We start from the raw sequence: 25,638 nt of genomic DNA, 5'->3' as shown, positions 1-25,638 counted from the left end.
TCGTGCCTTGCGCTGGGCCTGGATGCCAGCGGCTGTACGGCGGCGACACCGATTTTGTGCCGCTAGGCATTGCCCATCCCGCGCTGCAGCGACCCGCTACACCGCTTCTAGCGTGCCGCGACGCTGTCGGCGAGCACATACAGGGCACCAGCCCCCCCGAATGATCCGCCAAGGACCAGCCAACCACTCACGCCCCGGCGCAACGCCAGGACAGTCGTGTAGAGAGGTTGTAGTCGGTGTCGAACAGGCACCAGCCGTCCCGTGCCCGGGCCAGGTGCGGCATACCTTCGACGGTTTTAAGGGACGCTTCGGTCATGGCATCTGGACAGTTGAGCGGTGCCGAAGCTTAAACACCCTGGCGTTTGGTTGAAGCAGGCCCCTAAGGGTTCAGAGCATTCTGGTGTTCTTTTGGGATACGTCCCAACTCAACTGCTTTGCCGTGTTGCTAGTTTGTGCAGCAACTTTCACCCGGGCCAGGTACGGCGCGGGTCTGCCTCTCTCAAGCTTAAGGATGAGCCTATGTTCGCGCCGGCCGACACTGCGCAGTTTGTGCTGTCCATTCCCGCCGTTCCCAACGACTTCAAGGTGCTGGCCTTCAAGGGCGACGAAGCCATCAGTCAGTTGTATGCGATCCATGTCGAACTGGTTTCGGACAACCCCAATATCGATCTGGAAAGCCTGCTCAACCAGCCCGCCTACTTGCAGTTCGGCCTGCGCGGCGAAGGCATCCATGGGCTGATCGACGATATCGAAGTCGGCGACAGCGGCAAGCGCATGACCCGCTATCACCTGATCCTGCGACCGCACCTGTACCAGTTGCAGCACCGGCACAACCAGCGGGTCTACCAGAACCTGACGGTGCCGCAGATCATCGCCAAGGTGCTCAAGGAACACGGCATTCTTGCCGATCAATACCGCTTCAACATTGCCCCCAAACCTTCGCTGCCGCGTGAGTATTGCGTGCAGTACGGGGAAACGGATTTCGAGTTTGTGCAACGCCTGTGCTTTGAAGACGGCATTCATTGGCACCATGAACACCGCCTCGACAATCACACTCTGGTGCTGTCGGATAACCAAACCGACTTTCCCATTCTCGCCCCCGCGCGCTATCAGCAAGGCACCGGCCTGGCGGCCGAAGACCCGGTGGTCAGGCATTTCGCGGTGCGCTTCAGCACCCGCACCAGCCAGGTGGCTCGACGCGACTACGACCTGAAAAAACCCGACCCGAGAAGCGCCTCCAGCGGCGCCAAGCTCGACCCCGTGCCCAGCACCTTGCGCAGTGAAGCAGGCATCGAGGCCTTGCCGGTGCTTGAGGACTACCGCTACCCGGGGCGCTACACCACAGGCGTGGTGGGCAAGCAACTGAGCCAGATCGCCCTTGAAGGGCACCGTGCCGACTACCAGCTGGCCAAAGGCCAGGCTGATCTGCCGAGCTTTCGCAGTGGTCACCTGGTGAGCCTGACCGAGCACCCGCGCAGCGAATACAACCAGATGTGGCTGTTGGCGAGCGTTGAGCATGAGGGTCGTCAACCACAGGTGTTGGAAGAGTCGGTGACTAGCGCCCCGCAGGGCGATGCTGGATTTACCCAGGGCTACCGCAACCACTTTACCGCCATCCCCAGCGAGACCTTCTTTCGGCCTGAAGAGCCGGCACCCAAGCCCCGACTGAGCAGCCAGACCGCGCTGGTGACCGGTCCGGCCGGCGAGGAAATATGGTGTGACGAGCACTCAAGGATAAAGATTCAATTTCATTGGGACCGCGAGGGTGAGCGCAACGAATTCTCCAGTTGCTGGGTGCGCGTGGCCACCAGTTGGGCCGGTGAAGGCTTTGGCCATGTGGTGATCCCGCGCATCGGCATGGAAGTGCTGGTGAGCTTTATCGGCGGTGACCCAGAGCATCCGGTGGTGACCGGCTGCGTACCGAACCAGCACACCCCGGTGCCTTATCCGTTGCCGGCGAATAAAACCCGCAGCGTGTTCAAGACCCGTAGCAGCCTGGGCGGCAATGGCTCCAACGAGCTGCGCATCGAGGACAAAAAGGGCGCCGAAGAGATCTACGTCCACGCACAAAGAGACCAGAACATCGAAGTCGAACACGACGAAACCCACTGGGTCGGACGTGATCGCACCAAGACCATCGACCGTCACGAACGCGATCACATCAAGCGTAACTGGTCGATCAATGTCGACAGCTTCAAGACCGAGACCATCAACCTGGCCTCCCTGCAAAACGTCGGGCTGGCGAAGATGATGAACATCGGCACGGTCTACAGCCAGAACGTCGGCCTGCACATGAACACCTTGGTGGGGATCAACCAGAGCACCCAGGTAGGCCGCAGCCAGAGCACGGTGATCGGCACGTCCTACAGCCTCAAGGTCGCTGATGGCAGCGTGCAAAGCGAGGCTGCGCCTGAAGGTGAGGAGCCAGCGCCAGATGCCAGTGGGCCAGGATCGAGCATCAAGCTGGACGGTGAAAGCATCACCCTGCAGGTCGGACGCTCGAAAGTCGTGATCACCGATGCCGGGATCTACCTCGACGGGCCGGACATTCACCTGGTAGCGGGCAACACGGTCAACGCCGATGCACCTGCAGACGTGCACCTCAACAGTGGCACCGCGCAACCGGCGCCGAACCTGCCGGTGGACGCCGAAACCACTCAGCTCAAAGGTCTGGATGTGACCGATGCCATGCCGCTGCTGATCGACGGTAGCTGGTGATGGGCGTCATCCACATCGAGAACCACACGGGCCTGCCGCACCTGCTGTATGAAAAAACCACCCCGGCGGGTGTGCCGATGGACATCCTGGTGATTCGCGGCACCTTTGATTTCGCTCTGGACCGGGCCATGCCGTTGAGTGCAAAGCAGAGCGAGATTGTCCTGGGTGATCGCGTTGATGGCCCGATAACCACCCACCCCTTGCAGGCTGTTATCGCCGAAGAAGGCGATCTGGTGCTGGGCAAGCCCGGCACCGATGTGTTGCTGCAAGGCAGCGTGCACAGTTTTGAGGGGCAGTGGCTAACGCGCTGGCCGGTCGAGGTGCACGTCGGACCGGTGCGCAAGGCCTTGCAGGTCTGTGGTCCACGCACCGTGAACAAGGGGCTTATGGGGTGGACGCTCGGCGCCCCCGACAAGGTGGAAAAGGTCGCGCTGGATTACCGCCTGGCGTTTGGCGGCTGTTTCTACGACCCCGATCCATCACCCGACCAGACACCGGTCCCCAACGTCAGTTACCCGAGTAACTCTGCCGGTTGTGGCTGGCTGCCGAGCGCGGCTGAACTGAGCACCTTGGAGGCTGCGGTGCGCCAGCGCATTGAAGCGCAGATCGCGCAGTTGGACAGCCTGCCCGCCCCACAGATTGAAGACCCATCACACCCCTACAGCGTTCCGTCACAGCGCTTGCAGCCCGTGGGCCTGACAGCGCTGGCCCGTTGGTGGCAACCGCGAGTGGGCTTGCAAGGCACGCTGGATGGGCAGTGGCTCGCCGAACGCTACCCCTTGTTGCCAGAAGATTTCGACCCGCGTTTTTACCAGAGCGCCCCTGCCGACCAGGTGGCCGCGCCCTACCTGGCCGGCGACGAGAGTGTGCGGCTCAAAGGTTGCCTGCGCGAGGGCGATTGCACCCTGCAATTGCCCAGTGTTGGTCCCATCGTGGTGTGCGAAAGCGCAGGCGGTGAGTTCCACGTCAGCGTACCGGTACTCGATACCCTGCGCCTCGACCTGGACCAGCGCCAGGCCGTGTTGCTGTGGCGCCTGCCCGTAACCGCAGGTATCAGCCAGATAACGATGGCGCTGGTCGGCACCGCCGCGTTGCCAGGGAAGGCTTGAACATGACGGACAGGTTGACGATCTCCGACAGTGCCGATGATGCGGCAGCGGAAAAACGCCTGATGGATGAACGCCGGCTCAGTGAGTTGCAACAGCTCAAAGCTGAACTGGATGCACAAAAGGCAGCAGCTACCCAGGCGGTGGCAGCCGAGTCGGCGCCAGTCGATAGGGACGCGGCCGCAACCGCCAAAGGGGGTAGCAAGCGTCATGTGGCCCATGACAGCAGCGAGTGGAAAGCCGTGTGCAGTGTGCCGGACTTCTGCTGGGTCGGACCGCTGGTGGTGGCCTTCGACTCGTTCGCGATGCTGGACAAACCGCTGCTGGCTTCCAGCGACGTCAAGGCCCGTGGCACCAAGGTCTATCGGCTGGGCGACCTCTTCAACCAGGTCCAGGCCAATGCCGGTGCTCATGTGGTCGCCGGCACCTCGCTGGGTGCCGGCAACGTCAAACTGCTGGAGGGCCATAACAACGTCAAGGTCAATGGCCTGCCGCTGGCCCGGCATGACAGCGCCTGCCTGATCAACTGCAACGCTGCCGGCGTGGGCGGCACCCTGGGCAAGATCCTGACGGCAGCCCAGCCGGCCGCTCCGGTGGCCAGCGAGTCGAGTGACCTGGCGCCTCCCGGGGAGCGGACCAGTGCCCGCCTGCAAGCGTTGGAGGCCGAGCGCGAAGCCCTGAAACAGCAACAGCTCGACATCGATGGTCTGGATCAATACATCGATTTTGATGGCTGGAATAAAAGCGCCGATGAGGGCATCGCCAGTATCAAGCAAGGGGTGGTACTGGGCGCATTAGGCCATGTTCCCGGTATGGCAGACGTCGATGCGCAGATGACTCGTGGCCTGGCCGGGTTTGCCAAAGACGCGGTCATGGGGTTGGGTGAACTGGCCTATACCGGGGTCAAATATCAAGCCAGGAACCTCCAGGGCTACACCTCGGATGGCATGAAAGGTCGTGCGCTGGACGCGCAGATACTCGCGGAAAACATGCGCCTTGGAAATATCACCCCGGGCACCGTGGGTGAAGGGGCCTGGAGCGGTGCCAAAGCCGTGGGTTCAGCCCTGGTCAAACCCGTGACGGAGGCCTGGTCCAAGGGCAACCATATTGAAGCCGTAACGCGGGCTGGGGTGGAGATTGCTACCTTGCCGTGGGCGCTGTTCAAGGCAGGCAAGGCCGCATCTGCCGCTAAAGCGGCCAAGGCGTTGAAAGCTCTCAAGAACACCGGTAGCGCCAAAAAAGTCGGCCGTGTAGCGACCGAAGTCGGCGATGGCGTTCACGCCAAACCCAAGGGAGCGCCCCATGGAACCGCTGAAGACGTAAAAACCGGAAGAACCTCCGACAGCGGCAAGAACTGCGAAACCAGCAAATGCAGCCTGGAAGGCGAACCGGTGGATGTCGCCACCGGTGACTACCTGCAGACCTGGCCGGTGTTGGAGATCCCAGGCAGCATCCCGCTGAAACTCTCACGCCTGTACCGCTCACGGGCCACTTTTCGTGGGCTGCTGGGGCATAAATGGGCCGACGACTGGTCCCAGCACCTGGTACTCGATCGTCAGCGCATTACCTACCACAGCGTCGACGGCAGCACCCTGGACTACGACGCCCCGGACGAAGATGTCCAGGCCCACAACCGGCGTAACGGGCGCTACCTGCTCAGCGGCCAACGTTCGGGGACCTTGTGCCTGTATGACCGCGCTACCCAGCAGACCCTGAGCTTTGCTCACAGCCCGAACGACACTCGTCCCTTGTCTACGATCGAGGACGGCAACGGCAACCGCATCCGCTTTATCTACGGTCCACAGCAGCGGCTGCAGCGCATCGAGCATAGCGATGGCTATCAGTTGCACATTGAGCTCGGCAGCACAGGCCTGCTGACAGGCATCACCCTGCACGACGCTGAACAACGCCCTCGGCGGTTGTTGAGTTGCCGTTATGAGCAACAGGGCATGCTGACCGACTGCGCCAGCCATCAATTCGGCACCCTATATCACGCCTACGACAACGCCGGCCACATGACCCAGTGGCACGACACCGACAAGACCCATTTCCACATTGCCTACGACGCCAAAGGGCGGGTCATTCGCACCCATGCCGACAGCGGTCATTACGCCGACCGCTTCGAGTACCACGATGCCAACCGCTGCACCGACTACCATGACGCCGAAGGCGGCAGCAGTCGTTTCTACTACAACGCCGACTTCCTGGTGGTGCGCGAGATCGACGCACTGGGCCATGAATGGCTCACCGAGTGGGACGAATACACCAACAAGGTCGCCACCACCGACCCGCTGAGCCGCACCACCACTTACCGCTACAGCGACTTCGGCGAGCTGCTGACCCAGATCAACCCGGACGGCACTCGGCACACCTTCGACTACAACGCCCAGGGCCTGCTGGCGCGATACCTCGCCGCCGACGGTGCCTCCTGGCAGATGGAGTACGACACCCAGAGCAACCTCAGCAGCGTCAAAGACCCCGATGGACGAACCACCACTTACCAACGCGGAGTCCACGGCGAGCTGCTGGGCCAGACCTGGCCGGAGGGCACACAGACCCTCTACCGCTACGACGGCAAACAGCGCCTGAGTGAAATCCAGCAACCGGACGGCCAAATCAGCCGCGTACAACTGGACACCCTGGGCCGCCCTCTCCAGCAGCAAGATGCTTTGGGCCAGATCACCCGTTACGCCTATCAAAACCAGCACGCCCACCCCCGTGGTTCCCTTAGCGGCGTGACCTTGGCCGATGGCACCCAGCAACACTGGGCTTACGACAGCGAACACCGACTGGCCAGCTTCGTCGACGGCGAAGGCCATCGCACCGGCTACGGCTACGGCGCCTTCGACCTGCTGGAAAAGCTCACCTACCCCGGTGGGCAAAGCCTGACCCTGGGCTACGACAAACTCACCCGCTTGACCCACCTGACCAATGGCGTCGGTGACCTTTATCAATACGCCTACGACAAGGCCGGACGCCTGGTCGCCGAGCGCGACTTCGCCGGCACCCTGACTCGCTACAGCTACAACGCCGTCGGCTGGCTCACGGAAAAACACTGTGCCGACGGCGCCCGCATCACCTACCACTACGACACCGCCAGTGCGCGCTTGCTGAACATCTCTCACCACCGCGCCAATGGCGAACTGAGCGAACAGACCGAGTTCAGCTACAACCAAGTCGGGCACCTGACCAGCGTCAGCAGCCCGGGCGCCCATATCGAGTATCAACGCGACGCCGTGGGCCGCCTGCTCAGCGAACGCATCAATGGCCGCCTGATCGAACACCAGTACGACCCCGTCAGCGGCCTGCCCATCGGCCAACAGGCCGGCGCCATCGACGAACAGGCCAACGCCCAGGAAGCCTTCGCCGCCTTGCCTCAAGTGCAATGGCAGCACGACCGCAATGGCGGCCTGGCACAACTGCTGATCGCCGGGCACGCACCGTTGCAGATCAGCCGCGACGCCCTGGGCCGAGACATCCAGCGCAGTAGCGTCGCCGGCTTCAATCTACAACAGCAATACAACCGACTCAGCTTGCTGACCGAACAACAGGCCGGCGGAGCAGCGGGCTCCTTTGTCGAACGCCATTACCGCTACGACAAAGCCTTCAACCCGATCCAGATCGACGACAACCGCTGGGGCCAGAGCCAATACCGCTACAACGCCAACCAGCAACTGATCGCCGCCCACCTGGGCCAGGGCCAGCCACAACAGTGGTGTTACGACAACGCCCTCAACCTGCTCAGCGAAGGACAAATCGACAGCGGCAAAGGCATGGGCGTCAGGGCTGAGCAAAAAGGCGGCCGCGTGATCAAGTCCGGAGCCAATCGCTACCGCTATGACGCCTGCGGCCGCCTGGCCGAAAAAATCCTCCACCGCCACGGCTTTCGCCCTCAGCGCTGGCAATACCGCTGGAACAGCGACAACCGCCTCACCGACCTCTACACCCCCAGCAACGAACACTGGCGTTACGAATACGACGCCTTTGGCCGCCGCCTGCGCAAGTTCAACCTGACCCAAAGTAACCTCAGCTACGCCAACGACGCCCTACACAGCGTGGGCGAAGAGTATTTATGGAGCGGCGAACAACTGCTCGAAGCCGCACCGATCTACGCCGACGGCAGCGTCGCCTTCGAACACGCCACCCGCTGGAGCTACGCCCCGGGCGGCATCACCCCACTGGCCCAACAGCAAGGCGACAAACTCTGGTACGTCGTCACCGACCACCTGGGCACGCCTCGGGAACTGCTGGACGAAAGCGGACAACTGGGGTGGAGCAACAGCCCGCAGGTGTGGGGCCAGGCACGGTTGTGGCAGGCGGCGAATGATGAGTTTTCAAGCGCTACTGTCATACCGATCAACAAGACGACGTGCCCGATTCGCTTTCCGGGTCAGTACTACGACGAAGAGAGTGGGCTGCACTACAATCGGCATCGGTACTACGATCCGGAGACGGCGCAGTATTTGAGTCCTGATCCGCTGGGGTTGGGTGGTGGGACTCGGCCGCAGGGGTATGTGGATAATCCGTTGAGTTGGATTGATCCGCTGGGGCTAATGATTCTATACAGAGGAATGAGCACTGATGAATACTCACAATTAATGAAGGACGGAGCATGGAAAGCACAAGGCACAATGGAAGGAAAGTGGTTTGCTGAGTCTTATAAAGATGCCGTTACGTGGGGACAAGAAATGGGGCACGGCGGTGACACGTTCAAAATTGTACAGGTCAACATTCCGGACGACATTGCGAACAAGATGCACATCAACCCTCACCTAGATGGAATTGGACCAGCAAGATATGCACAACTAGACGACTTGACTGATCCAAGAATTAAAATCACGTGGAGCAAAGATATTAATTACAAAAAATGCCAGTAAAGGAGAAAAAAATGCATCCAGTTAGAGTCGAGTGGCTACCTCCTAGTGAAGGAGGACGAAAAAAACTTCTGGGAAAAGTAAGGTATTATCCCGTTGCAAAATTTCCCGACGACATGGACTGGCCGAATAACTCGTGGAGCGTTGTACTTGAACTTGACGAGCCAGTTCAACATACTGATAAACACATGAGTACAGGAACAGTTAGATTTCTTATGAAGAATGCACCAGAAGAAAAAATGTATGCCAATAACCAATTTGAGATATACGAAGGCCCTCAAAAAGTAGCAGATGTATTTCTACTGGGAGCAACGAAACCTAACAGTTGATCGTAGCCTGGTCAGCCACGACATCCTAGACCGGGACATCCAGCGCAGCAGTACGGCCTGGTTCAACCTGCAACAGGTCGGCGGAGCAGCGGGCTCCTTTGTCGAACGCCATTACCGCTACGACAAAGCCTTCAACCCGATCCAGATCGACGACAACCGCTGGGGCCAGAGCCAATACCGCTACAACGCCAACCAGCAACTGATCGCCGCCCACCTGGGCCAGGGCCAGCCACAACAGTGGTGTTACGACAACGCCCTCAACCTGCTCAGCGAAGGACAAATCCACAGCGTAAAAGGCATGGGCGTCAAGGCCGAGCAAAAAGGCGGCCGCGTGATCAAGTCCGGAGCCAATCGCTAGCGCTATGACGCCTGCGGCCGCCTGGCCGAAAAAATCCTCCACCGCCACGGCTTTCGCCCTCAGCGCTGGCAATACCGCTGGAACAGCGACAACCGCCTCACCGACCTCTACACCCCCGGCAACCACCACTGGCGCTACGAGTACGACGCCTTTGGTCGACGCATGCGCAAGTTCAACTTCAGCCGCAGCAACAAACACGATACGGCCTACGCCCACAGTGAAAAACACATCATCGGCGAGGAATACCTGTGGAACGGCGAACAACTGCTCGAAGCAGCGCCGATCTACGCCGACGGCACCATCGCCTTCGAACACCCCACCCGCTGGAGCCATGCCCCGGATGGCATTACCCCCTTGGCGCACAGAAAGGAAATTGGGTGGCATGGGGATTAGATCGGTTTGAAGGGCATCGCTGTCAGGCTTGATCGTGACGACAGAAAAGCCCTCCCAAAAAGGAAGGTTCGTATTAAATCGCGCACAAGAACGCCGGTTTTTTAGATGTGTTTGCGCGTACCAACATCATCAATCAAATCGGCGTTCTTGTTTCTGGGTTTCCCGGGATTCCGTGAAGAGCCAGAAAAATCCCGACGAAGATCGGTGCCGAAACCCAGATGACCTACCAGGGCGGCCCGCGACAGGCCACGGTGAACCTGCTGCTCTGTGGCCGCGAGGAGCGTCTGCTGCACGCCAGCAACGCCCTGGTCTGGGCCAGAGGCGGGCCCCAGGCCCAGATGCAGTCTGGGAAGGCCTTGGCCATCTGCCCATGGTCGAGCACTCAGCCCGCAGCGCCCAGTTGTACCGGCAGTTCCTGGAACGCCTGCGGCATTGATGCCCTGGGCTACTCCAGCGCGCCCCGGTGCAGTCATTTGTAGAATGAAGTTCAGAGGAACTTTCGTTTGTCAGCCCCGCTGGGGCCCAGCAGAATCGAGGCCGACCCGCACCTCTCACGCTTCGCTCCACTGCCACGGAAACCCTGTCCATGAGTAACCAGAGCTTCGTCAGTCCTGACCTGATCCGCCAGGGATTCTCCCGGGCGATGTCGGATATGTACCGCGAGGAGGTGCCCCTCTATGGCGCCCTGATGGAACTGGTGGCCCAGGTCAATGCCCAGGTCCTGGAACAGCAGCCGGCCATCGCCCGGCATTTGCAGCTCAGCGGTGAACTGCAGCGCCTGGACCTGGAACGCCATGGCGCGATCCGCGTCGGCACCGCCGCCGAGCTGGCGACCCTGGCCCGGCTGTTCGCGGTGATGGGCATGCAGCCCGTGGGTTACTACGACCTGACCCCGGCCGGGGTGCCGGTGCATTCCACGGCCTTTCGCGCGGTACATGAGCAAGCCTTGCAAGTCAGCCCGTTCCGGGTCTTCACCTCGCTGCTGCGCCTGGAGCTGATCGACAACCTCGAGCTGCGCTACTTTGCCGAGCAAGTGCTGGCCCGACGCTCGATTTTCACCCCCAAGGTGCTGGAACTGATCGAGCAGGCCCAGGCCGAGGGTGGCCTGGGCGCCGACGATGCCCGGCAGTTCATCGAGCAAGCCCTGGAAACGTTCCGCTGGCACCACCACGCCACGGTGACCGCCGCCCAATACGCCAACCTCAGTGCCCAGCACCGGCTGATCGCCGACGTGGTGGCGTTCAAGGGCCCGCACATCAACCACCTGACCCCGCGCACCCTGGACATCGACCAGGTGCAGCGCCTGATGCCGCAACACGGCATCACCCCCAAGGCGGTGATCGAAGGACCACCACGCCGGGACTGCCCGATCCTGCTGCGGCAGACCAGCTTCAAGGCCCTGGAGGAAAGTGTCGCCTTCACTGACCAGGCGCCAAGCCAGGGCAGCCACAGCGCGCGTTTCGGTGAAATCGAACAACGCGGCGCGGCCCTCACGCCCAAGGGCCGGGCGCTTTACGATCGCTTGCTGAATGCCGCCCGCGATGCCCTGGGCGACTTCCCCAACGAGGCCAACGCCGCACGCTACAACCAACTGATGCAGGAGCACTTCGCCGAGTTCCCGGACAGCCACGCCGCGATGCGCCAACAGGGCCTGGCCTACTTCCGCTACTTCGTCAGCGAGGCCGGCCTGGCCGCCCGCGCCGAAGCCCAGCGCCCGAGCAGCCTGGAGTCGCTGCTGGCAGCCGGACACCTGAGCTTCGAGCCGCTGGTGTATGAGGATTTCCTGCCGGTCAGCGCCGCCGGGATCTTCCAGTCCAACCTGGGCGACGACAGCCAGAGCCACTATGCCGGACACTCCAACCGCCAGGCCTTCGAGACCGCTCTGGGCCGTACCACCCTCGATGAGCTGCAACTCTACGCCCAGACCCAGCAGCGTTCCCTGCAACAGTGTGCCGAAACCCTCGGCTTGCCCGCGCTGTAGTCCCCTCCCCCGGCATCGACCCCCGCGGTCGGTGCCAACTGCCTGCGCCGAGCCGTTGCAGCCCATGGTCAGGGCCGCTCGGGAAGGATATTCTGCCGCCACCTGCGCCACCGCCCGAGGCGCTTCACCACCAGGGATGGACACGGCGAATGAGATTCGCGATCGGCCTGTTTTTTTGCGCGACCTTGACCACGGCGCTGAACACCCACGCTGCAGAAACTGTCAACGACATCACCCAGCTCAACCCCATTGTGGTTGACCAGGTGGTGCAGCCCACCACCCTGGAACAGATTATCAAGCAGGTGGCCGAGCACCCCGGGCCCATCGCCATTGGTGGCGGGCGCTACAGCATGGGCGGCCAGACCGCCACCGAGCAGGCGCTGCAGATCGACATGCGGCGCTTCAACCGCATCCTCGGGTTCGCCCGGGAGCGCAAGGAAATCACCGTCCAGCCCGGCATCACCTGGCGTGCCTTGCAAAGCTTCATCGACCCCTACGACCTGTCCGTGAGCATCATGCAGAGCTACGCCAACTTCACCGTTGGCGGCGCCCTTAGCGTCAACGCCCACGGACGCTACGTCGGTTATGGACCGCTGGTGACCTCGGTCAAGTCCATCAAGCTGGTGCTGGCCGACGGCCAAGTGATCGAAGCCAGCCCGACGTCCAATGCCCAGTTGTTCTACGGCGCCATCGGCGGCTACGGCGGCCTGGGGGTGATCGTCGAAGCCACTCTACGGCTGAGCGATAACGTGCGCCTGCTGCGCAGCTACGAGGAGATGCCCCTGGCGGACTATCGCAGCTACTTCTCTGCCCAGGTCGAGCGCAACCCCAAGGTGATCCTGCACAACGCCGTGCTCTACCCCAACCAGTACCAGACCCTGCGCGCCGTGTCCTTCAGCCAGACCGAGCTGCCGCTCACGGTCGAGGAACGCCTGACGCCCCTGGACCGCAACTACTGGAAAGAACAGAAGGCGCTGAAGGTGGTCAGCCAGTGGCCCATGGGCAAGACCATCCGCCAGGACCTGATCGACCCGCTGGTACTGAAAAAACCGCAAGTGTCCTGGCGCAACCACGAGGCCAGCCTCGATGTCCGCGAACTGGAACCCGACTCCCGGGCCAAGCGCACCTATGTGCTGCAGGAATACTTCGTGCCGCCGGCACAGCTGGAAAGCTTCGTGCAGGAGATGGGCGAGACGCTACGGGCGCACAAGGTCAACGTGATCAACCTGTCGATCCGTCACGCCAAGGCCGACCCTGGCACCCTGCTGGCCTGGGCCAAGACCGAGGTGTTCGCCCTGGTCCTGTACTACCAGCAGAGCACTGCCGTGGCAGAACGCGCTGAGGTGGGGGACTGGACCCGAGCCCTGGTGGACAGCGCGATCAAGCACGGGGGCAGCTACTACCTGCCCTATCAGGTCCATGCCACGCCGGAGCAGTTTCGCGCAGCGTATCCGCGCGCTGAAGAGTTCTTCGCCCTGAAGGCGCGGGTCGATCCGCAGAACAAGTTTCGCAATAAACTGTGGGACGCCTATGGGCCTGCTGGCCGCAACTGAAAGCACGACCTGCCGCTCAATGGGCCTGAGATTTGTCGCTGGCCAGGACCTTGCGTTGCTGCAGGTAAATCACCCCATCACCGTCAAAGGCCAGCACCTGGCTGGCGGTCAAGGCGCCCGCCTCGCCGTCGTCATACTTGAGCCAGCCTTCACTCCACAGGCTGCCGCTTTCGTAGCGCACCTGGACAAAGAAATAAGGCGGCTCGGCGCGGGTAACCTCGATGTAATGCCCACCATCCGCCGCGCCCTGCCACTGGGCATTGGGATGGTCGGGTAGCTGATGCACCGCGTCCTTGGAAAAGTCCATCAGCCCGCCTGCCAGTGCCAGCAGGATCAGCGCCAGCGCGCCGATCACCATGAGAAAACGCTTCAACCAGATCAATCCAGGATCCCCGATCAACTCCACGGCCCACGACCTGTCTGGCGGGGCAATCGCACATTTTGTTGAAGGGCTGGGCGTTACGCAACAACAAATCGGCACTGGCCTGGCATTGCTCCTTGCCCGGCCCATGGTGCCCGGATTGGCACCTCTTGAGCTCACTTGATTTCGGGAAATCATCACATGCGTATCACCCTGACGGACATCCACAGCAGCGCCGCGCAAACCCTTTGCGTCAGTTTCACCTGTGCCTGCGGCAAGGGTCGCGGCCAATGGCTGGGGCCGACCCCGCAGGTGGCGCAAGACTATGAAGTGGAGTTGAGCCTGGAGGATGAATTGCGCTGGAACCACAACATCGGCCCAAGCCCCGAGGGACAGCCCCGTATCGACTGGGACCAGGGTGCATTGCAGATCAGTGGTCACCTGCTCCAGGTCGACGACGACGGTGGCGCGGCCTTGGCCATCGGCCAGTCGATCGTCCTGCTGTCTGTGCAGGACGTTGCGCAGTGCACGCCACTGTTCGTCAAGCTGCTGGCGCGGCAGGTCAGTCTGCGGCCCATCGAACTTTGAGCGCGCACAACGAACAACGGCTGATCAGGCAAGCCATCTGCAATGGAGCGGTTAACAGGATTCAGAGAGATTTACAGAGCCTCGGAAGAGGACTCGACAGTCGCGGAGCGCGACCCGAAGAGGGTGTTCGCCCAGTGCTCTGGCCTGGCAATCCATGCACCGGTAAAGAGCCCTTGCACCGGGCGAACGGTTGGCATTCTAGAGCAACTGAAGGGGAAAGTCCGTGAGCAAATTCTGAATAAAACTGGACAGGGGAATTATCCCGAGCGCTCACCGAGGTTTCCCGCTTCAGCTGCGCACCATCAGCCTTCGTGCGCCGTGGTGACTTGCAGGATATCGGTGTAGGTCACCAGCACGCTCTGGCCGACCTTGAGATCCTTGAGGCGTTCCTTGACTTCAGGTTTCTCGACGCTCACCACTTTCTTGTTGCCTGCCGGACCTTCGAAAGTCAGCTGGTTTTTCTTCAGGTCGATGTCGGTGATCTTCAACTGCACCTGCACCTGTCGATACGCCGCGCCGCCAGGGTTCGGATTGTCCTTGGTGGCACGCACCACGCCCGTGGTTTCGGCAGCATCGGGCTTGCCTTTCTCGATATCGGTATCCAGCACCGCCACCACCGAGTGGGTCACGGTGACCTTGACCTGGTCACCGGCCTTCAGGTTCGCCAGGTCCTTGGCCTTATCGCTCAGCTGTACGTGCACCGGCTTGCCGCCAGCGCCCTCCAGCACCACCTGATGCTTGGCGGCATCTACCGAGATGACCTTGGTCACCAGTTGATCGGCTTCAATGGTTCCCGACAGCGGAATATCGGCGGCATGGGCGCTGAGGCTGGCGGCGCCGAGCACAGTGGCCAGGGCAATGGCGCGAGTCAGGTTGTTGAGGGTTTTCATGGTTCGACGTTCCTTGTGGTTGAAAAACCTGTCCGACGGTTCAGGTCAAGGGACAGAGCATAGACCGCCTGCCTGGTTTTACCCGGCCCCCGCGTCCACCGGTCGCGGCGCTCTAGTAACCAGTCATTTCCAGATAGCCGCTGCCGGTATGACTGCCGGCAAGATTTACCGGCCCCTCCCAATAAGGAATGCTCAGGTTCATCCAGGCTTCGGGGTTCAGGGCCTGGGTGGTGATGTCCAGCCCCTTGTCCGGGATCTTCAGGCCCCAGCGGGTAGGTAGGCGCCGCCCGGCCACTGTGCGGTGGTCCAGGGGCGTCAGCTGGATCTGCTCGCGGCTCAGGGTCTGGGCGCGGCCCTGGGCATCGATCCAGGTGCCGGTGATATAGGGTGCGCGGTGGTTTTCCCGGACCCGGAACAGCATCAGCCGCTCGCCGCTGTCCAGGTGCAGGGAAAACCAGTCCCAGCCCGTCTGGTCGGCGGCCAGAGGCTGGCTGCTCCACTCCCGATCGAGCCACGCCGGGCCGCTGACCTGATAGCGCTGGCCATCGATCTGCAGCTCTCCGGCCGCCTGGAAGAACGGCTGGCTGTAGTAGTAGGACGCCTGGCCCTGGTCAGACTTGCGGCTGTAGCCACCCTCGCCTTGCAGCACCAGGGGCTGGCTGCTGGTGAGCTGCAGTTGATAGGCGAAACCCTTGCCGCTGGCCTGCACCTGCATCCGTGCCAGGGGATCGCCGCGGGTGTCGAGGCTGCGCAACTGCCAATCATCGATCCACGCCTGGAACGGCTGCGCGGTCACCCCGGCCTGCCCCACACCGCCCCGGGCATAGCGCTCGGCGGCGTGGTGGCTGGTGGCCGAGGTGGCTGCCGCGTGCCCCAGCCAAACCAGCGGCGCGCCCCAGCCGGGCTGCTCGGGGGCCGCGCGCAGGGCACTGCGGAACAGCGTCCACTGCACGCCGAAATGCCGGCCCTGGGCGTCGCTCAGGTCGGCTGTCAGGTACCACCACTCGATGCGAAAACCGTCATGGGGGCCATGGTCGGCGGGAAAACTGAACGCCCGCCCCGGCAACACCGGCGTAAAGGCCGACGCCTCGTTGCCCAGCCCGGCGAAACCCTGGGGCGCCTCGGTAGGCTGGTCGCAGCCGGCCAGCAGCAACGTCAATAACAGTGCCGGGCAATGCCGGTAAAAACGCTCAATCTTCATGGGCAAAGCTCCTCAGCAAATCCGCCGGTTGCGCCCGGTACAGCTTGAACAGTGGCCAGGCCGAAGCCAGCAGGGTTGCCAGCATCGCCAGGCCCAGCAGTTGCAGGAGCTGCCCGGGGAACACCCGCAACGGCAGGCGCCAGCCGAAGGCCTGGACATTGATCACACTGTTCAGGCACCAGGCCAGGGCGATCCCCAGGGGCAGCGCGAGAAGCAAGGTAAGCAACGCCAGCAGCCAGGTCTGGCCGAGGTTCAGCAGCATCAACTGACGACGGCCCACGCCCAGGGCCCAGAGCGGCGCCAACTGGCCCAAACGACTCTGGCTCTGGGTCAGCAGGCTGATGAACAGCGCCACTCCGGACACCCCGAGGGTCAAGCTGTTGAGCGCCGCGGTGGCGGCGAAGGTGCGTTCGAAGACCTGCAGCGACCAGCTCTTGAGCCGGGCCTGATCGATGATCCGGTTGTCGTCCAGCGCAAACTGCTGCTGCAGCGCACTGATCAGCGCCGGCGTCGCCCCCGGGGCCAGCAGCAGGTTGAAACGGTTCGGGGTCAACCCTGGCCAGTGCGCCAGCAGGTGCTCAGCATTCACCAGCAAGTGGCCCTTGGGGTTGCCATAGTCGGCATAGATCCCCACCACCCGCGGTGCCCACTGCCCTTGGGGCACCGGCAGGTTCAGGCGCTCACCCAAGCGTACCTTGAGGTGGCGGGCCAACTGCTCGCTGAGCATCAGCGTATCGTCCGCGGCCAACTGCTCCCACGGGGCATCGCCCTCGGCCTCCAGCAACGGCCAGTGCTGGCGATAGGTTGAATGGTCGATCACCCCATACAAGTCAGCGGGCCAGCCCTGCACCTGCAAGGGCACCTGCCAGCTGGGCAACACCGCCGTCACTCCGGGCTGAGTAGGCAACCCGTCCTGCAACCGGCGGGCCTGCTCGGGGCTTTGCGGGTTGATATAGAGCTCGGCGGTCAGGCGCTGCTCCAGCCAGTCATTGAAGGTCTGGCGAAAACCCGCGGTCATGCTGCCGGCGCCGATGTTGGTCGCCAGGGCCAGGAGCAACGCCATCAAGGCCAGGCTCAGGGCCGGCAACTGCTGCCGGCAATCGGCCAGGAACCACTGCCCGAGCACCCCACGGCGGCGTCCGAGCAAGGCCCCGAGCACGGCATTGAGCAGCACCGGCAAGCCCAGGGCCGCCGCCAGCAGCAAGGCCGCCATCAGCACAAAACCACTGGCCAGGCTGTCGCCCCACTTCCAGGCGGCCAGGGCCAGAAGCAACGCCAGCACCGCGACCCAGCCCTGGCGCTGCAACCAGCGGGAATGGGCCTGATGCCAGGCCTGGGGATTGGCCAAGGCCAGCAGCGGCAGGCGCGCCGCCCGCAACAGGCTGGCGGCGCCGGCGAGCAAGGCACCCAGCAGACTGAGGCCGATGCCGCTGAACCACCACCAGGGGCTCAGGCTCAACTGCCCCGGCACTTGCGCGCCATACAGACCGCGCAGGCTGGCAGCCACGTCCGGCAGCAACAGCCCGGCCAGCAGATAACCGCTGGCCACTCCGGCGAGCCCGCCCAACAACGCCAGGCCCCCCAGCTCCACCGTCAGGCAGAAGATCAGCATCCGCGCACTGACCCCACAGGCGCGCAAGGTCCGCAGCAGGCCGCGACGCTGCTCCAGGGCCAGGCCGATGGCGGCGTGAACAATGAACAAGCCCACCACAAACGACAGGAACCCCAAGGCATCCAGATTCAGGTGAAAGCTTTCGGTCAGGCGCGCCAGGTTGTTTTCCGACTCACCCTGGCGCAACACCAGTTGCCCGGCCAGTTGCGCCGGCAACGGCGGCAGGTGGGCGGCGAAGTCCTTGGGCAGCAGCAACCGGCTCAACTGCCCGGGCTGGTCGAGCACCTGCTGGGCAAAGCCGATGTCCATCAGCAACACCCCCGGGGCCATGTCCGCCCGCACCTGCAGCGGCGGCAGGCGCTGGCCATTCAGCGCCTCCAGCTGTTGTCCCGGCTGCCAGCCCTGGCTCGCCAGGGTCTGCGGCGCCACCCAGGTGCTGCCCGGCGGGCTGAAAAAATCCACCACCTGCTGCAACGCCAGGGCCTGTCCGGCGACGACAGAACCGGCAGGCAGCGACAACGGCTCGATGCCCATCAGTTGCAGGCGCAGGTCGTCGTGGCCCTTGAGCTGGACCCCGCCCTGGAGCACCGGCGACACCGGCCAGCCGGCACGGCGCAGGCTGACAAACAATGCCTGGGGAAAAACCGCGCCATTGGCGCTGGCCAGGCTGGCCTGGGGCTCGCCGCCAATCAGCTGGCTGGCCCGGGCATAGCTGTCCCGGGCCTGAGTGTTGAGGGCCAGGACCCCGGTCAGCAGGCTGGTGGCCAGCCAGAGCCCGGTGAGCACACTGAAAAACTGCACCGGGTGCTGACGCCAATGGCTCAGCAACGCTTGCAGCGCACCGCGAAAAACCCGCATTTCAAACCTCGCCCGAAGCGGCCAGGCGGCCGCGCTGGAGCTCCACGGTCTGTTGCAGACGGCTGGCCACCCGATGACTGTGGGTGACCATCAGCAAACTGGTGGGGCTGTCGGCCAACAGCTCCAGCAGCAACTCCAGCACCTCGTCGCTGGTGGCTTCATCGAGGCTGCCGGTGGGTTCATCCGCCAGCAACAGCCCTGGCTTCGACGCCAGGGCCCGGCCCAGGGCGACCCGCTGCTGCTGGCCGCCAGAGAGCTGCTCGGGGTAGCGCCGCAGCAAATCCCCCAGGCCCAGGCGCTCCACCAACTGCGCCTGCCAGCGCGGATCGAAGCGCCCGGCCAGGCGTGCCTGAAACCCCAGGTTGTCCTCGACCCGCAGGCTGCCGATCAGGTTGAACTGCTGGAACACCAGGCCGACCTCGGTACGGCGCCAGTTGGCCAGCTGGCTTTCGCTCATCTGCTCCAGGCGCTGGCTACCGAGGCGAATGCTGCCGCCATCCACCTGATCCAGCCCCGCCACCAGGTGCAGCAAGGTGCTCTTGCCGCTGCCGGATTCGCCCATCAGCGCCAGGCTGCTGCCCGGCCCCAGGTGCAAATCGACACCCTGCAGCACCGCCAGCGGCCCCTGGGGCGTGGCGTAGCTCTTGAACACTCCTTGTACTTGCAGCATGGGCTGACTCGTCCGACCTGAGAGGGGGATCAAGGATAACGCGAGTTGCCCACCGGGCCAGCGGAAACCTTTGCGCCCCTAGGCCGTCAGGGCCTCTGCGACCGACAAGCGAGTACCCGCCCCTATCGTCCCGCTGCCACGAAATATAGTATTGCGGCCCTTTTCTTCTATTGCAGGAAGCACCCATGACCTACACCAGGGCCCAATTGCAGTACCGGCTGTTCATCGCCGCAGGCGCACTGTTGTTTACCGGTGCCTTGATCTCGACCTTTTTCTCGACCCTGAAAATGCTCCATTGGCGCCTGGACAGCTACACCACCCTGGCCTCGACCATCAATCGACCGATCAAGTACTTCGTGTACCAGGTCAATGCCAACACCCAGCCGCTGAACTGGTTCTGGGACAACAGCCCGACCCCCAGCTTCATCGACCTGAGCTACCCCACCCACTGGAAATTCCTGGTGATCTACCTGCTGATCTTCGTCGGCGCGGCGCTGTTCGCCACGGGCCGGGGGCTGATGCGCAAGGTCGAGGAAGTCGAGCCGCTGATCGAGGCCCAGCTCAAGGCCCCGGTCGAGGAAGGCGTACCCGCCAAGACCCTGCAACAGCTGGAAGACTCGACCCTGGTGGGCAAGGCGCCGTCGTTCTTCAGCCAGGTCCGCCTGCTGGTGGTCTGGCCGTTGGGCGTCGCGGCGGTCTACCTGGGCCTACTGTGGATGCTGGGCATCATCTGAGCCCCATGCCGGCTGATCGATCAGCGCGTCAGCCACCGGGTACTTGACCACCACCCGGTTGCGATACAGGCACTCCTGGCGCACCAATTCTGGGTTCTGGCCCTTGGTGCTGATGTCGCGCCAGATCTGGTTCTCGCGGTACACCCGGCCGCCCTCACGGACGAACCGATGGGCCTGCTGGTAGACGTGATAGCGATAGTCCCGTGGCTGCTCGCAGAGCAACTCGCCTTCCAGTTGCTGCGGCCCCACCAGCAGCTTGAGCTGGAAAGTCATCGGCCCCGGGTTGTACAGCACCAGGTCGATGTAGTTGTAGAAGATCGCCGCGCCGGAACCGAACGGCAGCACCCGGCCCTCATCGGGGAACGGATCGAAACTGTGGTTGGCCCGTTCCACCACCAGCAGCGGCGAGTGGATCGCCATCCAGTGGATCAGGTTGCTCAGTTGGCAGATGCCACCGCCGATGCCGCTGCGGGCCTCGCCGAACGACAACTCCATGCCCTCGACAAAACCGCGCTCACGACTGGGCCGGCCCACCAGTTTGCAGAAGGAAAAATACTCGCCGGGCGCAATGCGCACACCGTCGATGCAGGCCACCGCCAGTTTGAGGTTGATCACCTTGTTGTGCTGCAGCGCCAGGTCGGAGTCGCCCAGAGTGCGGATCAATTTTGAGGTGTGCTTGATAAAGCGGTGCGGCAAACGCGGGCTATCGGCTGTGGGCCGGGCATAGCGACGTCCGGAAAAGCGCCAGGCCAGGCTGCGCATCAGGCGCTTCTGGCGCACCCGCAACCAGTACAGCGCGGGGTGATAAGACGACAGGGGTTTCATGGCGGGGTCCACGGCGAACCAGAGGTCGCCTTCGTCCTTGAGGAAAAAAACTGCGGCATCTTAGCTGCAACTTCACGCCCTCACTAGCCGCACGCCTCCTACCCCAGCAACTGGCTGAGTACCGCCCGCAGCTTGCCCGGCTTCAACGGCTTGTTGAGCAGCGGCGCGCCCAATTGCTGCAAGGCCCGACGGCACTGATCACTGCGGTCGGCGGTGATGATCACTGCCGGCAGCGGCTGCTGGAAATGCTCGCGCAACCGCTGCACCACCTCGCAGCCGGTGACCCCGTGATCCAGATGGAAATCCGCCAGGATCAGCTCCGGCGCCCGCCCCTGCAACACCTCCAGAGCCGCGCCCTCATCCGTGGCGGTGAGCACTTCGCAGCCCCACTGCCCCAGCAGCGCGGCCATGCTTTCAAGAATGCTCAGTTCGTTGTCCAGCACCAGCAAACGCCGTCCCGGCAGCGGATTGCCGGTGCCCGGCTGCGGTGCCTGCTGGCTGAGTGGCAACGGCACCCGGGCCGCCAGGGGCACCTCGATGCTGAAGCGCGAGCCACGCCTGGGGCGTGAATGTACCTGCACCCGGTAGCCGAGGATCTTGGCGATGCGCTCGACGATCGCCAGCCCCAGGCCGACGCCCTTGCGATCAGCGGCGCGCCCGACGTCCAGTTGGTTGAACTCAAGGAAGATCGACTCCAGGCGCTCGGCGGCAATCCCGCGCCCGGTGTCCCAGACCTCCAGGCGCAGGCAATCACCACGGCGCCGCGCCGCCAGCAGGATGCTGCCGTGCTCGGTGTAGCGGCAGGCATTGCTGAGAAAGTTGCGCAGAATCCGCGTCATCAACCGCAAGTCGGTGAACAGCGCGAAGTCGCCAAAGCGCACCCGCAGCTCCAGACCGGCCGCCTCAGCCACCGACTGGAATTCCGAGACCAGCGGCGTAAGCATTTCGTCCAGGCGATAGGCCGCCAGGTCCGGTTTGACCGCCGCCTGGTCGAGCTTGGAGATGTCCAGCAGATCGGTGAGCAGGTCCTCGGCGCCTTCCAGGGCCTGATGCGTACGCTCCACCAGCAGTTGCTCGGCCGCCGGCAGGCGCCGCTCGCGCAAGGTGGAGATCAACAGGCGCGCAGCATTCAGCGGTTGCAGCAGGTCGTGGCTGGCGGCGGCCAGGTACTTGTCCTTGCTGCGGTTGGCCGCCTCGGCGGCATCCCGGGCGACCCGCAGGTCACGTTCGATGCGCTCGCGCCGGGCGATCTGCTGTTGCAGGTTGCGGTTGGCTTCCAGCAGCTCGTCGGTGCGCGCGGCGACCCGCTGCTCCAGTTGATCATTGAGCTGTTCCAGGCGTTGCTGGGCCAGCTTGCGCTCGGTGATGTCGGCGACAAAACCTTCCACCAACCCGTCCTGATCGGGTTTAAGCAGCAGGTTCATCAGCACATCGATGCTGCTGCCGTCCTTGCGCCGCAGCTGGGTTTCATAGCCCAGCAGGCTGCGTTGGTTCTGCAACTGCTCGCCGATGGCCGCCAGTTCCCCGGCGCCGCCAACGAACAGGTTGCCCGCCAGGTCGGCCAGGGAAAACAGCACTTCCTGCGGGTCCTGGTAGCCCAGCATGCGCGCCAGGGCCGGGTTGGCCGCGCGCATGCCGGCTTGCAGGCTGGCCTGGAAAATCCCATGCACCGCGTGTTCGAACAGCCACTTGTAGCGGTTGCGCTCGGTTTCCAGGTCTTCCAGGCGCGCCGCCAGTTCCGGGTAGTGGCTCTTGCGCGCCGAATGATTGCCCAGGCCCAGCAGCCCGGCCAGGGCCCGTTGCTGTTCCTCAGAGGGCCTCGCCATAGACCACCTCGACATCCCGCTGGCTGGATTCGCGAGGGTTGGTGAGGATGCACGGGTCGCCCATTGCATGCTGCGAGAGGAACGGAATATCGCTGCTGCTGACCCCGTGCAGACCCAGGGTCTCGTGGAAGCCAATGGCGCGCTTGAGGGCGATCAAGTGCTCCACCAGGCGCCCGCAGATCTGCCGCTGGTTGAGGCCGCGGCAATCGATGCCGAAGGTCTCGGCGATCACCTTGAAACGCTCCGGCGCCGAGTTGTAGTTGAAGGCCACCACATGCTCCACCAGCACCGCGTTGCACAGTCCATGGGGCAGATCGAGAAAGCCCCCCAGGCTGTGGGACATGGCGTGCACCGCGCCGAGAATCGCATTGGAGAACGCCAGCCCGGCCTGCATGCTGCCGAGCATGATCTTCTCGCGCAGGGCGATGTCGCCGGGGTTGGCGATCATCTGCACCAGGTTGCCGTTGATCAGGCGCATGGCTTCCAGGGCATGGGGATCGGTGAGCGGCCCATGACCGGTGGAAACGAAGGCCTCGATGGCGTGCACCAAGGCGTCGATGCCGGTGCAGGCGGAGAGGAACGGGTCCATGCCCTGGGTGGTTTCCGGGTCGATCAGCGACACATCCGGGACGACCGCCTTGCTGACGATGGAGAACTTCATCCGCTGTTGCTGGTTGGAGATGATCACGAACTGCGAGACGTCCGCCGAAGTGCCGGCGGTGGTGGGGATCATGATCAGCGGCGGGCTGGGTTGGCGCAGGGTATCGACGCCCTCGAATTCGAGAATACTGCGGCCGTGGGCAACGACGATGCCGATGCCCTTGCCGCAATCCATCGGGCTGCCGCCGCCGACGGCGACGATCACATCACAGCCATTTTCCCGGTAGACCTCGGCACCGAGCATCACCTCCTCCACTCGCGGATTGGGCGACACCCCACTGTACAGGCAGTAGTCGACACCCTGGGCCTGGAGGCTGGCCTCGACATCGGCGACCCAACCGGCGGCGATCACCCCGGGGTCGCTGACCACCAGCACCTTGCGCGCGCCAAAGGTTTTTGCGTAGTTGCCGACGTTGTGCCGGCAGCCGGCGCCAAAGATGATTTCCGGAGAGACGAACTTGCGCAGCAGACTGAGATTCTGGCCCATGGGGGGAAGCCTGTTTTCTTATTGTTCTTGAAGGAGAGCGCCAGCCTAAAGCATCCGCCGCTGATTGCCCATCCGACCATCGCCCTCCCCTGTAGGAGCCGGCTTGCCGGCGAAGGCGGTCTTGCGGGCCTCTTCGCCGGCAAGCCGGCTCCTACGGTTGTCAGTGACATTCCGGGGGCAAGGTCAGAGGTGGATGTCCATGCCATCGAACGCCACTTCGATGCCGCGGCGGGTCAGTTCGGCACGCTCGGCGGAGTCTTCGTCGAGGATCGGGTTGGTGTTGTTGATGTGAATCAGCACCTTGCGCGCCCGGGGGAAACGCTCCAGCACGTCGAGCATGCCGCCAGGGCCGCTTTGCGCCAGGTGGCCCATCTCGCTGCCCAGTTTGTCGCCCACTTCACACAGGCGCATCTCGTCGTCGCGCCACAAGGTGCCGTCCACCAGCAGGCAGTCGGCGCGGTCCATCCAACCCAGCAGTGCATCGTCCACCTGCCCCAACCCCGGGGCGTAGAACAGGCTGGCGCCGTTGCGCCGATCCTCGATGAACAGGCCGATGTTGTCTCCCGGATGCGGGTTGCCGCGATGGGGCGAATACGGTGGCGCACTGCTGCGCAGGGCTATGGCCCGCAGGGCGATATCCGGGCAGGCCGGCAGGCTGAACTCGCGGCCATCGAGGTGGATCGGCTGCCACTGCAAGCCGCCGTTCCAGTGGCTGAGCATGTTGAACAGAGGGAAGCCACTGCTCAGGTCCTGATGGACCATCTCGGTGCACCAGACCTGATGCGGACAACCCTCGCGCAGGCTCAGCAGGCCGCTGCAATGGTCGATCTGGCTGTCCAGCAGGATCACCCCGGCCAGCGCCGTGTCCCGCAGCTGTCGGGCCGGTTGCAGCACGGGGAAAGACTCCAGCTGCTGGCGAATGTCTGGCGAGGCATTGCACAGGACCCAGTCGACGCCGTTGTCGCTCAGGGCGATGGACGACTGGCTGCGACGCTGGGTACGCAGCGTACCGTTGCGCACGCCGGTGCAGTTGCGGCAGTTGCAGTTCCACTGGGGAAAACCGCCGCCCGCCGCGGAACCGAGAATGCGGATATGCATGGCTTGCTCCTGAGGGCAGAGAAGGCTCCGGCCGACACCAGTACCGGCCGAAGCGGGACGGCTCAGCGGTTGGCGAAGTACATGGTCACTTCGAAGCCGATACGCAGGTCGGTGTACGCGGGTTTATGCCACATGGGGTCAAGCCTCTTGTTATGCCGGGGGATTCCGGTAGGGGCATTAATGCACGGGGGGCACGGGTGCCGAATGCTACTTTGGGACGAGCTGGCGGGGTGCGTTGGTAGGAGGAGATGGATAGCGTTGGTGGGCCGCCCCTGGTAGGAGCCGGCTTGCCGGCGAAGGCGATCTCGCGGCCCCTTCGCCAGCAAGCTGGCTCCTACACGGATGGCGGTGGTGGGGGCTTGCCCCGGTAGGAGCCGGCTTGCCGGCGAAGGCGATCTCGCGGCCCCCTTCGCCAGCAAGCTGGCTCCTACACGGATGGCGGTGGTGGGGGCTTGCCCCGGTAGGAGCCGGCTTGTAGTGGTCCAGTTTTTTTGGACCATCCTGTAGGAGTATTAG

The 25,638-nt window shown here is 63.3% G+C and carries 22 protein-coding genes; 11 read left to right on the top strand and 11 right to left on the bottom strand.

Going from position 1 to position 25,638, the window contains the following annotated elements:
- Positions 1-187: 187 nt before the first annotated feature.
- The gene (locus GV818_RS34555; protein ID WP_256679527.1) at positions 188-316 is read right to left on the bottom strand and encodes a hypothetical protein; all 129 of its coding nucleotides are present in this window, start codon (positions 314-316) and stop codon (positions 188-190) included.
- Between the two features lie 203 nt (positions 317-519).
- Here GV818_RS34555 and GV818_RS24225 point away from each other — a divergent pair, with 203 nt between their 5' ends.
- The 9 genes from GV818_RS24225 (at position 520) to GV818_RS24185 (ending at position 13,312) form a co-directional block, all read left to right on the top strand.
- Complete coding sequence (locus tag GV818_RS24225) at positions 520-2,718, top strand: type VI secretion system tip protein VgrG (RefSeq protein ID WP_161777741.1); 2,199 nt, start codon at positions 520-522, stop codon at positions 2,716-2,718.
- Positions 2,718-3,827, top strand: a complete 1,110-nt coding sequence (locus GV818_RS24220; RefSeq protein WP_161777740.1) for a DUF2169 family type VI secretion system accessory protein — start codon at positions 2,718-2,720, stop codon at positions 3,825-3,827. The genes GV818_RS24225 and GV818_RS24220 overlap by 1 nt, the downstream gene beginning before the upstream one ends.
- Before the next feature lie 2 nt (positions 3,828-3,829).
- Entirely contained in the window at positions 3,830-8,701 is a 4,872-nt protein-coding gene (locus tag GV818_RS24215; RefSeq protein ID WP_161777739.1) for an RHS repeat-associated core domain-containing protein, read from the top strand.
- Positions 8,702-8,712: 11 nt separating this feature from the next.
- Positions 8,713-9,027, top strand: coding sequence for a hypothetical protein (locus GV818_RS24210; RefSeq protein WP_161777738.1), 315 nt, complete (start codon positions 8,713-8,715; stop codon positions 9,025-9,027).
- The gene (locus GV818_RS24205; RefSeq protein ID WP_161777737.1) at positions 8,990-9,385 is read left to right on the top strand and encodes a hypothetical protein; all 396 of its coding nucleotides are present in this window, start codon (positions 8,990-8,992) and stop codon (positions 9,383-9,385) included. Before GV818_RS24210 ends, GV818_RS24205 begins: the two co-directional genes overlap by 38 nt.
- A 162-nt stretch (positions 9,386-9,547) precedes the next feature.
- Entirely contained in the window at positions 9,548-9,778 is a 231-nt protein-coding gene (locus GV818_RS34155) for a hypothetical protein (protein ID WP_178125094.1), read from the top strand.
- Between the two features lie 218 nt (positions 9,779-9,996).
- Positions 9,997-10,257, top strand: a complete 261-nt coding sequence (locus GV818_RS24195) for a hypothetical protein (protein WP_256679526.1) — start codon at positions 9,997-9,999, stop codon at positions 10,255-10,257.
- Positions 10,258-10,364: 107 nt separating this feature from the next.
- The gene (gene hglS / locus GV818_RS24190) at positions 10,365-11,759 is read left to right on the top strand and encodes a 2-oxoadipate dioxygenase/decarboxylase HglS (protein ID WP_161777736.1); all 1,395 of its coding nucleotides are present in this window, start codon (positions 10,365-10,367) and stop codon (positions 11,757-11,759) included.
- A 149-nt stretch (positions 11,760-11,908) separates the two neighbouring features.
- On the top strand, positions 11,909-13,312 hold the full coding sequence (locus GV818_RS24185) for an FAD-binding oxidoreductase (protein WP_161760080.1): 1,404 nt from the start codon (positions 11,909-11,911) through the stop codon (positions 13,310-13,312).
- Positions 13,313-13,328: 16 nt separating this feature from the next.
- On the opposite strand, the gene GV818_RS24180 is transcribed toward GV818_RS24185, so the two are convergent.
- Entirely contained in the window at positions 13,329-13,685 is a 357-nt protein-coding gene (locus GV818_RS24180; RefSeq protein ID WP_256679525.1) for a hypothetical protein, read from the bottom strand.
- Positions 13,686-13,874: 189 nt separating this feature from the next.
- On the opposite strand from GV818_RS24180, the gene GV818_RS24175 reads away from it, so the two are divergent.
- Positions 13,875-14,261 carry a hypothetical protein gene (locus GV818_RS24175; RefSeq protein ID WP_161777735.1) on the top strand — a complete coding sequence of 129 codons (387 nt, stop codon included), beginning with the start codon at positions 13,875-13,877 and terminating at the stop codon, positions 14,259-14,261.
- Positions 14,262-14,563: 302 nt separating this feature from the next.
- Here GV818_RS24175 and GV818_RS24170 read toward each other — a convergent pair whose 3' ends face one another.
- The 4 genes from GV818_RS24170 to GV818_RS24155 all read right to left on the bottom strand — a co-directional run bounded on the left by GV818_RS24170 (position 14,564) and on the right by GV818_RS24155 (position 19,492).
- Positions 14,564-15,151 (bottom strand): hypothetical protein, encoded by a 588-nt coding sequence (locus GV818_RS24170; protein WP_161760078.1) that lies wholly within the window; start codon positions 15,149-15,151, stop codon positions 14,564-14,566.
- Positions 15,152-15,263: 112 nt separating this feature from the next.
- On the bottom strand, positions 15,264-16,352 hold the full coding sequence (locus GV818_RS24165) for a lipocalin-like domain-containing protein (RefSeq protein ID WP_161760077.1): 1,089 nt from the start codon (positions 16,350-16,352) through the stop codon (positions 15,264-15,266).
- Positions 16,342-18,822 carry an ABC transporter permease gene (locus GV818_RS24160; protein WP_161760076.1) on the bottom strand — a complete coding sequence of 827 codons (2,481 nt, stop codon included), beginning with the start codon at positions 18,820-18,822 and terminating at the stop codon, positions 16,342-16,344. Before GV818_RS24160 ends, GV818_RS24165 begins: the two co-directional genes overlap by 11 nt.
- 1 nt (position 18,823) lies before the next feature.
- A complete protein-coding gene (locus GV818_RS24155) occupies positions 18,824-19,492 on the bottom strand; it encodes an ABC transporter ATP-binding protein (RefSeq protein ID WP_161777734.1) in 669 nt (222 codons plus the stop codon).
- Between the two features lie 185 nt (positions 19,493-19,677).
- Here GV818_RS24155 and GV818_RS24150 point away from each other — a divergent pair, with 185 nt between their 5' ends.
- Positions 19,678-20,226 carry a YniB family protein gene (locus GV818_RS24150; RefSeq protein ID WP_161760074.1) on the top strand — a complete coding sequence of 183 codons (549 nt, stop codon included), beginning with the start codon at positions 19,678-19,680 and terminating at the stop codon, positions 20,224-20,226.
- Here GV818_RS24150 and GV818_RS24145 read toward each other — a convergent pair.
- The 5 genes from GV818_RS24145 to pqqA all read right to left on the bottom strand — a co-directional run bounded on the left by GV818_RS24145 (position 20,200) and on the right by pqqA (position 25,256).
- Positions 20,200-21,051, bottom strand: a complete 852-nt coding sequence (locus GV818_RS24145) for a VanW family protein (protein WP_161777733.1) — start codon at positions 21,049-21,051, stop codon at positions 20,200-20,202. The genes GV818_RS24150 and GV818_RS24145 overlap by 27 nt on opposite strands.
- A 98-nt stretch (positions 21,052-21,149) precedes the next feature.
- The gene (locus GV818_RS24140) at positions 21,150-22,877 is read right to left on the bottom strand and encodes a PAS domain-containing hybrid sensor histidine kinase/response regulator (protein WP_161760072.1); all 1,728 of its coding nucleotides are present in this window, start codon (positions 22,875-22,877) and stop codon (positions 21,150-21,152) included.
- Complete coding sequence (gene ercA, locus GV818_RS24135) at positions 22,861-24,024, bottom strand: alcohol dehydrogenase-like regulatory protein ErcA (protein WP_161760071.1); 1,164 nt, start codon at positions 24,022-24,024, stop codon at positions 22,861-22,863. Before ercA ends, GV818_RS24140 begins: the two co-directional genes overlap by 17 nt.
- A gap of 183 nt (positions 24,025-24,207) precedes the next feature.
- Positions 24,208-25,122, bottom strand: a complete 915-nt coding sequence (pqqB, locus tag GV818_RS24130) for a pyrroloquinoline quinone biosynthesis protein PqqB (RefSeq protein ID WP_161760070.1) — start codon at positions 25,120-25,122, stop codon at positions 24,208-24,210.
- Positions 25,123-25,184: 62 nt separating this feature from the next.
- Positions 25,185-25,256 carry a pyrroloquinoline quinone precursor peptide PqqA gene (gene pqqA / locus GV818_RS24125; protein ID WP_011060521.1) on the bottom strand — a complete coding sequence of 24 codons (72 nt, stop codon included), beginning with the start codon at positions 25,254-25,256 and terminating at the stop codon, positions 25,185-25,187.
- Positions 25,257-25,638: the final 382 nt, after the last annotated feature.

This window comes from Pseudomonas sp. Fl4BN1, assembly GCF_009908285.1.
In the GTDB taxonomy this organism is placed as follows: Bacteria; Pseudomonadota; Gammaproteobacteria; order Pseudomonadales; family Pseudomonadaceae; genus Aquipseudomonas.
The sequence above is the reverse complement of the archived record's forward strand: the minus strand, read 5'-3'. Positions and strand labels throughout refer to the sequence as shown.